Source organism: Maribacter aquimarinus, assembly GCF_047345505.1.
GTDB lineage: Bacteria > Bacteroidota > Bacteroidia > Flavobacteriales > Flavobacteriaceae > Maribacter.
Genome location: NZ_JBLFEO010000045.1, coordinates 1 through 12,409, shown reverse-complemented (window position 1 = coordinate 12,409; position 12,409 = coordinate 1). Strand labels below are relative to the sequence as shown.

Here is a 12,409-nt window from a genome sequence, read left to right as displayed (position 1 = left end):
CCCTGGCGTCATAAAGGGGCTCTTAAGCAAGGTTTTTGCACCGATCGGAAATGGTGGCCGAAATGCGCCCCGAATCGTAGCGGCCTAAAGTTTATAATCCTTGCGAAAATCAGCAAGCCCTAAGGTAGCATTGCCATTAATACAATGAAAATTATTGAGGCACGATTTTTCCTTTTTTAGAAATGGGTCGGTTAGCGCTTTTTTCTGTTGACTTTCAAAATAGTAGTTGTATGCCGGGTGCTCTTTCTAATTTTATCTTCAATAGAAAAATTGATCGATTAAATGACTTGGTACAATCAACGGCGCGTTTTGTTTACATTTATTTTACTTGTTTTCACAGTGGCTTGCAAAGATCAGCCCAGTGAGGCCGAGACTGCCCAAACTCCCCCTAAATACGTTTCCTTCGTAAACCCCTTCATCGGCACGGAAGGTAACGGCACAAAGCACTTTATAGGCAATGTACACCCCGGAGCCGTCCGTCCCTGGGGCATGGTGGCGGTAAGTCCCCAATCCTTTGATTTTAGCAAGGTACAACTACCCACAGGATTCAGATATGAGGAAGACAGGATCTTTGGATTTAGCAATGTCAATTTTTCCGGGGTGGGATGCCCCGCAACAGGTAGTGTTCCCTTCAAGTTTTTAAGCAGTGATCCATCGGGAGACTATCTAGGTTCCCGTTTTTCCCGACAAGTGGCAACCCCTGGCTACTACAGCGTTCACCTAGAGGATGAGGACATAACCGTGCACACCACCGCCACAAAGCGCAGTACTTTACTGAAATTGGAATTACCAAAAGGAAAAAGCAGGGTATATGTTGACCTTATGGCCCAGCAAGGGCATATAAAGGGGGGCGAAATTGCTCAACATAATGTATCTTCCGTGAGCGGATACCAATTAGAAGGCAATTTCTGCGGTTCTGCCAATAGAAGTTCAGTGTACTTTCACGCAAAGTTCAACAAGGATGCGGACTCTACCTACTTAAAGTTTGAGAACAAGACCGATCCGCGGTTTGAACAACACCTGGAGGACAAGCCAAGCGGTATAGTTTATCTCTTTAACAACGCCGCCCCAACGGAGTTGCTTGTAAAAGTGGGTATCTCCTACGTCTCCATAAAGAATGCTATGGACAATTTGGCCAAGGAACAAGAAGGTTTTGATTTTGAAAAAATAAAAAAAGAGGCGCAGGAGGAATGGGAAATAGAGTTGGGAAAAATTGAGGTTACCACTACTTCTGAAGACCATAAATATGTATTTTACACCGCACTCTATCACAGTCTATTGATGCCCACAACCTACAGTGACCACAACGGAGAATACTTGAAAATGGGGAGTACAGAAGTAGGAAAGACGAATGGTACGCGTTACTCCGGGTTTTCGCTTTGGGACACCTACAGAACCACACACCCCTTGCTCACCTTGGCCTATCCAGAAAAGCAGACGGAGTTCGTGCGTAATATGCTGGATATCTATGATGAATCCGGTTGGTTGCCCAAATGGTCCATTTTCAATTTTGAACCTTACCTTATGGTAGGCGACCCCTCTCCCATAGTCATTGGTGATGCTTACGTCAAGGGTTTAAGAGACTTTGATCTGGAAAAAGCCTACGAAGCGGTCACTAAAAACGCCGATGTGGAGACGGACAATTTAAATCGGAGAGGACTAAAGGAATATAAGGCGCTTGGCTATATTTCTATGGATGGGGAATTCAGCGATGTGGAAAATTTTCAATGGAACAACGGCATTGTTTGGGGCGCGGTATCCAATACGATGGAATTCAATCTATCTGACTATAATATTGCACAGTTGGCCAAAGGGATGGGGCATGCGGAAGATCAAAAAAAATACCTCGACAGATCCAAATCCTTTATGGCCTTCTATAATGACGATACTGGCTTGTTGCAACCAAAAAACAAGGATGGAAGTTGGTATGAACCCTTTGACCCAGCCCAGGAATTATGGGATAGGATGAATTTTGGACTAAGGGGCGGTCCGGGATTTGTTGAAGGGAGCGCTTACCAATACCTTTTCTCCATCCCGCAGGGCATTGATACGCTTAAACAGCAAATGGGGGAAGACCGGTTTCTAGAAAAGCTGGATCTCATTTTCAGTGAGGGGCATTTTGATATGACCAATGAACCGGGCTTCGGATTCCCGTTCTTCTACAACCTTACCAAAGAAAAACACTGGAAAACTGCCCACGTGGTACATGACCTTATCAACACCCATTTTACCAACACTCCAAACGGACTTCCTGGCAATGACGATGCCGGAGCGATGTCTTCCTGGGTGGTTTTTGCAATGATGGGCTTGTACCCGCACACGCCAGGAAACCCCGAATATTTTGTGACCACCCCGATGCTGGATGAAGTGGAAATCCGTTTGGACCCAAAATTCTATGAGGGCGAATCCATACGCATAAAAAGGCGAGGCCCCTCTAATGGTGCGATCTCATCCATACGACTCAACGGCGAAGCCATTGATTTTAGGGTGGGCCATTCCGCACTTACCGATAAAGAGAGTGAATTGATCATTGAAACCGAAGCCACTCCCGCGAGCAAGTAAACCGCTTCATATGGGTTAGATGGCACATTTTTATAAAATAATGGAGACTACAGCACGTATTTCATTGTCTCGGAAAGTCTTTGTTAAACAGATGCGCTATCGCGATTAAAAAAACAACATCCTTAAAGTATACTTGTTAAAGGTAAATTCATTGAAGTGCCTTTGCCTATAAAAGACAAGTGAAAGATAGGTCTATGACCTTGTATTAGAATTGTTTTTAGCCTTTTCAGTTTATCGGTACATAGTGCATCAGTTCCTCGATTATTGCGGCAATCTGCTCGGGAGGTTGCTTTAAAGACAATAAGGATACCTGATTGCCCGGTTGCATCAAACAATTACCTTCATCATCAATCCGTACACGTACTTTGCGCTCATTGAAAAAAGGGGCAATTCCCCTGGCTGCTACCAAGACCACGGTTTGGTCCCAGCTTTGTCTTCCCACGGTATTCTTATCCTTGGTAAGTGCTATGCGGTAAGCGTCTTTTACAGGGCTGTTATTAATGCCCTCATTATTGATCAATGGGATTCCAGTTCTTATCTCCCTACCCACCTCAAAGGGACTCATAATAATCGGTGTGTCCCATTTGGCAAATACTGATTGTGCGGCGGCAATATCATGCTTAATGTTGTACTCGATCCAGCTGGCGTTCTTCCTGGGTGTTCTTCCGGCCATACAAATCAACTGTTTCACTTTCTTTTTAACAAGTTCATGCCCTGACAACGGTGAGTAGGCATCCGGGGCCGAATCCAACAACGCGGCCAAATTGGTAAGGAAACCAACCGTTAAAATCGTTATGGATCGATCCGGATGTACCGAAAGAACTTTCCTGTACAGGGCCACAGCCTCGAGTGCCTGATCGTTGGACTTTAAGCGATGGGGATACTTACTTATGATATGTTGCGCCCAGCCCTGTGGACAGGGCCGCGATGGCGCCCTTTTTTTGGTAATACCGATCGGAACCTCCTCCCTGCCAAAATAAGTGTTCAATACACTAAGGGTGGGTACGGTAGTTTCGTAAGCATTACTGGAAAGGGTGGCCAATACGCTAAGCTCTCCCAGTTTCTCGAGTGCATACAGCGCGGCAACGGTGCCCACATCATCATAGTCTTCCGCCATATCCGTATCAAAAATTACTGGAACCGGCTCCTTGTCTTTCCTTTCCGTGGTTGTTTTTTCCAAGTCTTGGGCCAGTGCCCACCCGTGCCCCAAGATGCAAAACAAAAACACTAAAAGGTAAATTTTGATACCAATTTTGCCTTTATACCTTACACCATATTTCTGTGCCATTATATTTTCATGTTTTATATTAACACCATTTTCTCAGCAAAATCCACATTATCCATCTCTCCAAATCCTTTTCTCTCTTACTCCACTTTCTACAAGTAAAGTAAACTTAATTCACAGTATTAGACCGTTTTCGGACAACCACCTATAATAGATTCAAGTAAGTATCTAAAATAAGGGTTAACGCAATGTACGCACTTAGAGTACCATTTAAAGGATTTTCCAAAAACTACAATATGTGCTTTTCTTTTTCTGGATAGACCTACCCAATACCATTCCCCAATTGAAAATGGGCCGATGAACCATTTCTTTTCACGTCCTATTCGATAATAAAAAATCAGTTTGTAGATAGGTCATACCTTATTTCTCTTATATGAGGGCCGAAAAACTATTTGAGTTCTTTGGACTGATATTTCCCAAAGAGACCTGGTTTAATCTTTCCATTGCCAAACGAATGGCAACATTGAGAACTGAACAATATATTCTATCTCCAAAGCAAGCATTTACCTTACAAAGCCGTTGGCCATGCCCCCGTCCACGTTTATGATGTTGCCGGTGGTCTTGTCCAGCACGCCCACACAGGCAAAAACGCCATTGGCAATGTCTTCCGGGTAAATGATCTCGTTCAAGAGGTTTCTCTTGGCGTAGTGCGCTGGCAGTTCGTCCACGGTGATGCCGTAGGCTTTTGCCCTGCCCTCTGCCCAATCGCCTTCCCAAATCTTGCTGCCAACAATGACCCCGTCGGGGTTTACCACATTGACCCTGATCTTGTCCTTGCCCAGCTCCGCGGCCAATAACCTGGCCATGTGCTGTTGCGCCGCCTTTGCCGTGCCGTAGCCCACATTGTTGGGACCGGACACCAGGCCGTTCTTACTGGCTATGCTCACCAAATTGCCCCCAAGGCCCTGGTTGCGCATCACGGCAACGCCCTGTTTGGCAAGCTCGAACTGGCCCTTGACCAGAACGTTCTGCAGCAGGTTCCAATCGGCCTCCGTGGTGTCTTCCAGTGCTTTGGATATGGCCAGCCCTGCGCTGTGCACCACAATGTCCACCCCTCCAAAATCAAGGCAGGCCTTGCGGAAGGCCTCCCCGATGGACGCCATGTCCGTTACATCGCATACCGCGTGGCTGGCCGTGTCCCTGCCGTAGGTTTCAAGGGCTTCGCGCAATCGGTCCTCCGCGATATCGGTGAGCACCACATTGGCGCCCTCGGCGGCCAATTTGTCTGCAATGGCCTTGCCAATGCCCCCTCCGGCCCCGGTGACCAGCGCCACTTTTCGCGAGAGGGGTTTTTCCTTTGGCATGCGCTGCAACTTGGCCTCTTCCAGCAACCAGTACTCTATGTCAAAGGCCTCTTGCCTGGGGAGTGAGGTGTACTCGGTGATGGCTTCCGCGCCGCGCATTACGTTTATGGCATTGATGTAGAACTCACTGGCCACCCGGGTGGTCTGTTTGTTCTTGGCAAAGCTGAACATCCCCACCCCGGGGTAGATGATGATCACCGGGTTGGGGTCCCGCATCGCAGGGCTGTTCGCCCGCTTACAGGTCTCATAGTAGTCTTTGTACTCTTGCCGGTACCGCTCAAATGCGGGTCTCAGTTTCTCCAGAACGCCCTGGGTGCTGGAAAGGTCCTCATCCCTGTCCAGGTCCAGTACCAGCGGTTGTATCTTGGTCCTGAGAAAATGGTCCGGGCATGAGGTGCCCATCGGGGCCAGACGCTCCAGGTCCCTGCTGTTTATGTACTCCATGACCACATCACTGTCCGTGAAGTGCCCGATCATGGGCTTTTCCGAGGAACACAGCCCTCGGAGCAGGGGCATGAGCTGCGCCGCTTTCCGGGAGCGCTCCGCTGCCGGCAGGGAGGTAACCTTGGCTCCGCCAAAGACGTTTCCCTTTTCAGCGATTTTCTTTGCAATGTACTCCGAGGCCATTTCAATGACCTCCAAGCTGTTGAGATAGCACTCATGGGAAGTGTCGCCCCAGGTGAACAGGCCGTGGCTGCCCAATACAATGCCCCGTATGCCGGGGTTGTCGTTGAGGCATTTCTCCAGCTGTAGCCCAAGGTCGAACCCGGGCCGCTGCCAGGGCACCCATCCCATGGTGTCTCCCCAGATCTCCTTGGTGACCTTTTCGCTGTCCTTTGCAGCGGCCACCGCGATCAGGGCATCCGGGTGCAGATGATCAATGTGCTTAAAGGGCAGGAGTCCGTGCAAAGGGGTGTCTATGGAAGGTGCCCGGCTGTCCAGGTCATAGATGCAATGGTTAAAAAGGCCCACCATCCTGTCCTCATCATCCAGGCCGCCGTACACGTTCTTGAGGTTTCGGAGCCTGTCCGTGTAGAGCCCGGCAATGCCGGCGCGGTCCAGGGTACCGATATCGCCCCCCGACCCTTTTATCCACATCACCTCTACCTCCTCATTGGTCAAGGGATCTTTCTCAAGGGTCTTGCAACTGGTGTTGCCGCCCCCGTAATTGGTAATGCGCAGATCCGCCCCCAATATGTTGGAGCGGTATAAAAATAGCGCTATTTGGTCATCACCTAATTGATCAGCTTCTTTTTGATTCCATAGATAATTCACATGTTTGTATGACATACTCTTTAAATTCACTTTTAAGTTTTCTCAACGTAAAGATGGTATGAAATGCACTATAATTCTTTCTGATTTGAAATATGAAAGAATATTGGTGATGATGGCATCAACTTTTTTTATTCATACTTCGGTCTCCAGAGAGAAGAAGTAATTGAATTGGATTTCGAAACGTCATTTTGCCTTTGTACCATAGTGTATAACCTGTAATAAAATTAATTTAAGGATGGGATAGAGGATGTGAGGTTCAAGGTAAGCCACTTTCGTGCGATAAAAGTGAGTTTAGTAAACTAAAACAACCACTTTGAAAATACGTTTGAATGGTTAGTATCGTTTTGAGACTTAAATCCAACGGTCAATAAGACAGAATAAATGAAAAAAAGTATGTTATCTTACAGATTCTGAGCAGACTTCATATGGGCTTTACATTTCTCTTTGATTTCTTTTCATGCCTAGAAACATATGGTCAACCTACGGCCAATTTGTTAAAATCAAACAACGGAGGTTCTACAAATAGCTCGCAGGGTCCAAATACTAACTTACCAAACATCATCATCGTCATCTTGGCGGATGACAGTGGTTATGGTCATTTATCGGCTATGGGAGCCGAGGATATGGAAACACCGAACATTGATTTGATAGGGGGGAGGGTATCCCGTATACGAGCTTCTATTCAACCTAACCAGTCTTTTCCCCGAGTAGGGCTTCCTTGCTGTCTCAACTTTATCCGGATATGGCCGGAGTCCAGGAGTCATACGTCAGGATTTGGACAATGACTACGGCTTTCTGGGAACGTATGTAACGGTTGATTTCAAATGCCTTGAAAGATGCAGCGCACGATATGAGGGTGTAAACTGAACTCTGTTTGAACTAAACTTGAGCATTAATCTTATTCAGATAGAATCATAACAAAAGAAGAACGACGAGAATTCGAGAAAAAGGCACTTGACCAGTTTATGTCGGGCAAGAGCCTCTTCGGGAAGGACGGTGCGTTCCCGCCGATGTTGAAGATCTTCAAAGAGAAGGCCCTTGAGGCCGAGATGACGCCCACTTGGACGAATCCCAACGCAACGTTCCAAGTGGAACAAGCGTAACGGACGTGGAAGGAAAACGGTAAAGAGCGGCTTGGGCACCTTCGACATCGATACGCCCCAGAACCGCCAGAGCAGCTTTGAGCCGGAACTGGTGAGGAAGCGACAGACCATCCTGGCGGACAACCTCTCTGAGAAGATAATAGGCCTCTCTGGCCTCGGGAAGGGCTACCCACATCTCGGCCCATATAAAGGAGATTTACGATACCGATATCTCGCACACCGTCCTGGTCCAGATGATCGACCATATAATCCCCGATGTAAAGGCCTTGCAGAACCGGCCATTGGAACAGTTGTGTTGTATCGTATGGTCGATGCAATGCACAATAAGGTAAAGGTGGACGGAAAAATCGAGCACAGGGCCCTCTACAATATCCTTGGCCTCAACAAGGAAGGATACAAGCAAATCCTCGGAACATACATCTCCTAGAGCGAGGGCCCCAACTTCTGGCTAGAGGTGCTCACCGACCTGAACAACTGGGAGGAGCTCTCCCAATATTTCCTGTACACGGCCCCGATCAGGAAGGTCATCTATACCCCCCCCCGAAAATTCGGGGCCGTTGAGGGATATCACCGCCAGCTCCGCAAGGTGACCAAAACCTAGGGCGCGTTTACCTACGAAATGGCACTTTTGAAACTGGTCTATCTGGTCTCGAAGAACATCGAGAAAAAGTGGACGTCTCCGCTACAAAACTGGAGCTTGACGGTGCAACAACTTTACATTAAATTTGGAAATAGGATTACGTTGGACCTAACGGTGCCGGACAACGGGAGTGTCGCTGCCCCGGGGGCGCATTGCGATTCCGGACACCAACACAAAGAACAGAACGGAATATCAAAAGCGCAAGGCAAGGAAGCAGTTCAGGGGAAGGGCGGCCATTGAGCAGGTCATCGGCCACATAAAACATGACCACCGTATGATAAGAAACTTCCTAAAGGGCAGTTTCGGGGACTGGAACAACCCGCTGTTGGCGGCCATCGGGTTCAAACTCAAGAAAAGGTTCAATCAATTGGTATTACAAATCGCTATTTGGCTCCAGATTGTTCTCGACATGATCCGTGCGCCATTTGCCCGTGATGAACTGAAATTCTTAAAACAGAGTTTTTAAGACTAAACACCTTTCTTAAAAGATTACAGTTCTCCCCTATTTTTTATCCAAGACTTGGCCATCCTCGATCAAAAGCTTTTTGATTTGATGGTAGGGAACCTCCTGAACGGGTTGGTTTGACTGTATAGCCAGAACCGCTATGGTTGCCGCGCTCTGGCTCAATACCATAAAAACAGGCTCCATTCGTATCGATCCAAAGGCTATATGAGAACTTGATACGGCTACTGGAACCAGTAGGTTCGAGCATTCTTCCTGTTTGGGCAGAATGCTTCCTAAGTGAATCTTATAGGGTACTTTATCGAGATGTACTCCTATGTCCCCTTCATTTTGTACGTAACCTTCTGGAGTTATATAACGTTGAACATTATGTGAATCCATTGAGTATGAGCCCATACCTATAGAGGCATCGATGGGTTTTCTATTTAGTATGTCATGCTCGGTCATTACATATTCACCTATCATTCTTCTCGCTTCACGAATATAAAGTTGGTAGGGCCAATTGCCATTATCTACAAACTCATCTTTTGCCAACCCCCATTTATTGAACTCCAACTGTGTTTTTTTCGGTATTCGAGGGTCAGTGGCCAAAAAGTAAAACAAACCTTTCTGGTAGTTTTCGTGTTCTTTCACAATTTCCCTGCGTCGTTCATATGAAGCCTCTGGATAATCGTAGTTCATACCTATATTATCGGTACTGAATGGACCATGATTATTGCTGTCGGTTTTAAGATTTGGTATAGGATCAAATTTTTTGAAAGTTCGATCCCAGCCACTTTCGTATATTCTTGCCAATAACTCATACTGGTCGGGGTCATAGCCTTCAGGTTTTTCAAAAGGAACTCTGTTTTCCTTCACTTTTGTTAGGCACATTCTGAAACAATACGCCTGTACTTTAGTGTCACCTTCGCCTTTCTTGCCTGGATATTCAGTTGAAATTCTTGGTAAAACTCCGCTTGTGGAATCCCCTGGAATTCTATAGGGACTGATTTTCATATCACCAAAATGATGGTGGTGGTGAAGAACCCCAATCTGAACCCCATTCCACTGTTCATTGTAAACACGGTTTGCTTCCCTGCCTACGTGATAGGAAACACCTGAAGCAGCCATTAAATCACCTTCGTAAGTAGCATCAATAAAGACTTCGCCCTTGAATTTTTTCCCAGATAGGGTAGTTATTGATGTAATATGGCCATCATTTTTTTCTACACCATTTTTTCTGTCCAAGAATTCATTTCGATGTACTTGGAGATTATAGTCCTGAACAAAATCCTCAAAAATCCGTTCTGCAATGCTGGGCTCAAAAATCCACATCGTCTTGTTCTCACCATCAATTGCAGGTGTTCCTTGCCCGACATTTCCGTAATCTTCCTTGGTTTGCCATTTCCAGGTTTCTTCATTTTGATAATATTGATAAACGCGCTGGTAAAACTCGCGAGAGAGCCCACCAATTACACTTTTGTCTCCGGTGTCCGTAAAGCCAAGACCTGACGAACTGAGTCCGCCCAAATGGCGGTCTGGTGAAACAAGAATGACCGATTTTTTCATTTTGGTAACTTGAACGGCTGCAATAACCGCTGCTGATGTACCCCCGTAAACGATTACGTCAGCCTTATGTTCATTAGTTTTATCCTGCTGGCTTTTGACAATACCGGGCATCACCAATAGCCAAAAGACTAGTATTTTAGTTTGAAGTCTCATTGGTTATAATGTTTAAACAATACGATTTCTTTAAAAGATTTGTTTGGAATATATGATTTTATTTCTATCATTGAAACAAACGGTGAAGAAAATCAAAAGTTTCATCAGGTTTCTATAAAATGGCGGTGGTTTTATTTATTTGGGGTTGCGTTCAAAGTCTTATCGTAGGAATATTTATTCCAATCGTAAAAATGGCGCGCAACAACTATATTCTTTCCCTGATATTTTTTGTGACCTCCCTAAATATATTGATTCAGTATCTTTTGCGCTATCAAGACTGGAAATTCAAATTCCCCAAACTACTGGTAGTTCCAGATTTTTGGGACTTTTTACTGCCAACACTCCTATTTCTTTATATCAAAGCAGTCGTAGAGGGAAACATAAACGCAACTGATAAAAAGTTCTTGTTCGTTCCGGCCATAGCGGGTCTTTTTTTGGTAGGGGGTGCTTTGATCAATTCAAGCTTTTCTTTCGGTACTTACATTGGCTCACTTCTTCATAAAATAGTACTAGGCACCATACTTTTATGGAAGTTGTTTCTTTTCTTAAAAGCGTGGAATATGATTCAAAAACAGAAAGATTTCATTAAAAAAAAGGCCATTGTATGGTGGCCCAAAACACTCGCCTATTTTTTAGGGGTCTTGACTTATATTACCTTTGTAAATTTGTGCTATTTTTTGCTAATTGTACCAAATTTCGATTTGGGCACACAAGTGAGGGGTTCTCTTCAAAAACTAGTAGAGCTTAACTACATCCTCTTTACCTGCTCAATCCTTTTTATCACAATTTTCTTTTTTTTAAAATACCCGAAAATACTTTCCGGACTACCTATTTTTAGGTCGAAAAGCACATCGAAAGTGCCCGATGGCCAAGTTTATGTCAACAAGTTAAACAAATTGATTCAAGAGAATAAAATTCATCTCGATACTGAATTGAATGAGCAGAAACTTGCTGATAAGATGGAAGTTCAATCGTATATTTTATCCACAGTGTTGAATGACTACCTAGGGAAATCTTTCAGTTCCTACATAAATGAAAAACGAATTGAAGAAGCCAAAAGACTATTGACCAGTGAAACACATAAGGATTTGACCATCTTCGCAATTGCAGTAGACAGTGGGTTCCGTTCCGAATCCGTCTTTTACGTCAATTTCAAAAAACACACTGGTCTCACTCCCAAACAGTACAAAAACAAGCACTCAGAGGTCTCTGAAAAAGTTTAGAACCTTTGACTTACTTACGAGTCGGGGCAGTACCAGTTTTTCTGCCTTTTTGCATGTTTCTTAATTGTTTTTGCCCCGATCTTTTGTTTACATCTATAATTCCCCCGGTTTTAGGACGGCAACCAGCTCCTCTTTTTCATCAGGCACAAGGACAGCATTTCCTTCAAGACCATAAAAAACTGGAACTGCTCGAAAAACCGCACTTCCACCTCTTAAAGGACGAAATCATCGAGCTTACCGGGACCCAGACCAAGGAGAAGTACCCCAGGCACCTAAGGCGCGTCCGCCTATGGGACGAGAAAAACAAACAGTCCGTGCAACTGATGATCAACCATATGGTGCGCAAACATCTTAGGGGAACTTTATAAGGCCAGATGGGAAGTGGCAATCTTCTTCAGGGACCCCGGTGGCTCCAAATACAATCGTTTATTGGTACAAGCCAGAACGCGGTAATGATACAGATATGGACGGCCTTGATCACAATACTGGTGCTCAAGGTGCTCAGGGCACGGGCAATACACAGTCGGTACCTCTCAAACCTGGTGGCCTTCATAAGGTTGACCCTGCTCGTAAAGGAAGACCTGAAAAAATGGTTCGAAGACCCTTTCAAAAGGCATAACCACCAACAATAAAGTGAGCAAAGGGGGTTCTTTTTGAAAATTGACGTTTACGGCCGCTCAGGCCAATGGATTCGTCAGATTTTATGTACCATGAATCTATTTAGGATAGAAAGTGATTTAAACTTTTTTTGGATCGAAAGATAGGGCTACGGACATTTGTGTCGCCAAACATAAATCCCATAGCCCATGTACAAAGTACTCGACAAAGATACCATAGAGATGGAAATAGTTCC

9 protein-coding genes are annotated in these 12,409 nt (G+C 45.4%); 6 read left to right on the top strand and 3 right to left on the bottom strand.

Going from position 1 to position 12,409, the window contains the following annotated elements:
- Positions 1-282 precede the first annotated feature (282 nt).
- Positions 283-2,562 carry a GH92 family glycosyl hydrolase gene (locus ACKWCC_RS18830; protein WP_413997521.1) on the top strand — a complete coding sequence of 760 codons (2,280 nt, stop codon included), beginning with the start codon at positions 283-285 and terminating at the stop codon, positions 2,560-2,562.
- Positions 2,563-2,788: 226 nt separating this feature from the next.
- Here ACKWCC_RS18830 and ACKWCC_RS18825 read toward each other — a convergent pair whose 3' ends face one another.
- Both ACKWCC_RS18825 and ACKWCC_RS18820 read right to left on the bottom strand, forming a co-directional pair.
- Complete coding sequence (locus ACKWCC_RS18825; protein WP_413997520.1) at positions 2,789-3,790, bottom strand: nucleoside hydrolase; 1,002 nt, start codon at positions 3,788-3,790, stop codon at positions 2,789-2,791.
- Positions 3,791-4,350: 560 nt separating this feature from the next.
- The gene (locus tag ACKWCC_RS18820; protein WP_413997519.1) at positions 4,351-6,441 is read right to left on the bottom strand and encodes a bifunctional aldolase/short-chain dehydrogenase; all 2,091 of its coding nucleotides are present in this window, start codon (positions 6,439-6,441) and stop codon (positions 4,351-4,353) included.
- A gap of 1,119 nt (positions 6,442-7,560) precedes the next feature.
- Between ACKWCC_RS18820 and ACKWCC_RS18815 the strand changes: the two genes are divergently transcribed.
- From ACKWCC_RS18815 to ACKWCC_RS18805, 3 genes are all read left to right on the top strand, one after another.
- Positions 7,561-7,956, top strand: coding sequence for a hypothetical protein (locus ACKWCC_RS18815; protein WP_462043250.1), 396 nt, complete (start codon positions 7,561-7,563; stop codon positions 7,954-7,956).
- Between the two features lie 192 nt (positions 7,957-8,148).
- On the top strand, positions 8,149-8,409 hold the full coding sequence (locus ACKWCC_RS18810) for a hypothetical protein (RefSeq protein ID WP_413997524.1): 261 nt from the start codon (positions 8,149-8,151) through the stop codon (positions 8,407-8,409).
- A gap of 34 nt (positions 8,410-8,443) precedes the next feature.
- Positions 8,444-8,635 (top strand): hypothetical protein, encoded by a 192-nt coding sequence (locus ACKWCC_RS18805; RefSeq protein ID WP_413997523.1) that lies wholly within the window; start codon positions 8,444-8,446, stop codon positions 8,633-8,635.
- A 36-nt stretch (positions 8,636-8,671) separates the two neighbouring features.
- On the opposite strand, the gene ACKWCC_RS18800 is transcribed toward ACKWCC_RS18805, so the two are convergent.
- Positions 8,672-10,333 (bottom strand): FAD-dependent oxidoreductase, encoded by a 1,662-nt coding sequence (locus ACKWCC_RS18800; protein ID WP_413997518.1) that lies wholly within the window; start codon positions 10,331-10,333, stop codon positions 8,672-8,674.
- 119 nt (positions 10,334-10,452) lie between these two features.
- Between ACKWCC_RS18800 and ACKWCC_RS18795 the strand changes: the two genes are divergently transcribed.
- Both ACKWCC_RS18795 and ACKWCC_RS18790 read left to right on the top strand, forming a co-directional pair.
- Positions 10,453-11,556 (top strand): helix-turn-helix domain-containing protein, encoded by a 1,104-nt coding sequence (locus tag ACKWCC_RS18795; protein WP_413997517.1) that lies wholly within the window; start codon positions 10,453-10,455, stop codon positions 11,554-11,556.
- A 452-nt stretch (positions 11,557-12,008) separates the two neighbouring features.
- Positions 12,009-12,188: a hypothetical protein gene (locus ACKWCC_RS18790; RefSeq protein WP_413997516.1), complete on the top strand. Its 180-nt coding sequence runs from the start codon at positions 12,009-12,011 to the stop codon at positions 12,186-12,188.
- The last annotated feature ends 221 nt before the right edge of the window (positions 12,189-12,409 follow it).

Excerpts from the sequence above, each read along its gene's own strand:
- ACKWCC_RS18805 (WP_413997523.1), top strand. The coding sequence starts at position 8,444 with ATGATAAGAAACTTCCTAAAGGGCAGTTTCGGGGACTGGAACAACCCG.
- ACKWCC_RS18810 (WP_413997524.1), top strand. The coding sequence starts at position 8,149 with ATGGCACTTTTGAAACTGGTCTATCTGGTCTCGAAGAACATCGAGAAA.
- ACKWCC_RS18800 (WP_413997518.1), bottom strand. The coding sequence starts at position 10,333 with ATGAGACTTCAAACTAAAATACTAGTCTTTTGGCTATTGGTGATGCCC.
- ACKWCC_RS18790 (WP_413997516.1), top strand. The coding sequence starts at position 12,009 with ATGATACAGATATGGACGGCCTTGATCACAATACTGGTGCTCAAGGTG.
- ACKWCC_RS18830 (WP_413997521.1), top strand. The coding sequence starts at position 283 with ATGACTTGGTACAATCAACGGCGCGTTTTGTTTACATTTATTTTACTT.
- ACKWCC_RS18795 (WP_413997517.1), top strand. The coding sequence starts at position 10,453 with ATGGCGGTGGTTTTATTTATTTGGGGTTGCGTTCAAAGTCTTATCGTA.
- ACKWCC_RS18820 (WP_413997519.1), bottom strand. The coding sequence starts at position 6,441 with ATGTCATACAAACATGTGAATTATCTATGGAATCAAAAAGAAGCTGAT.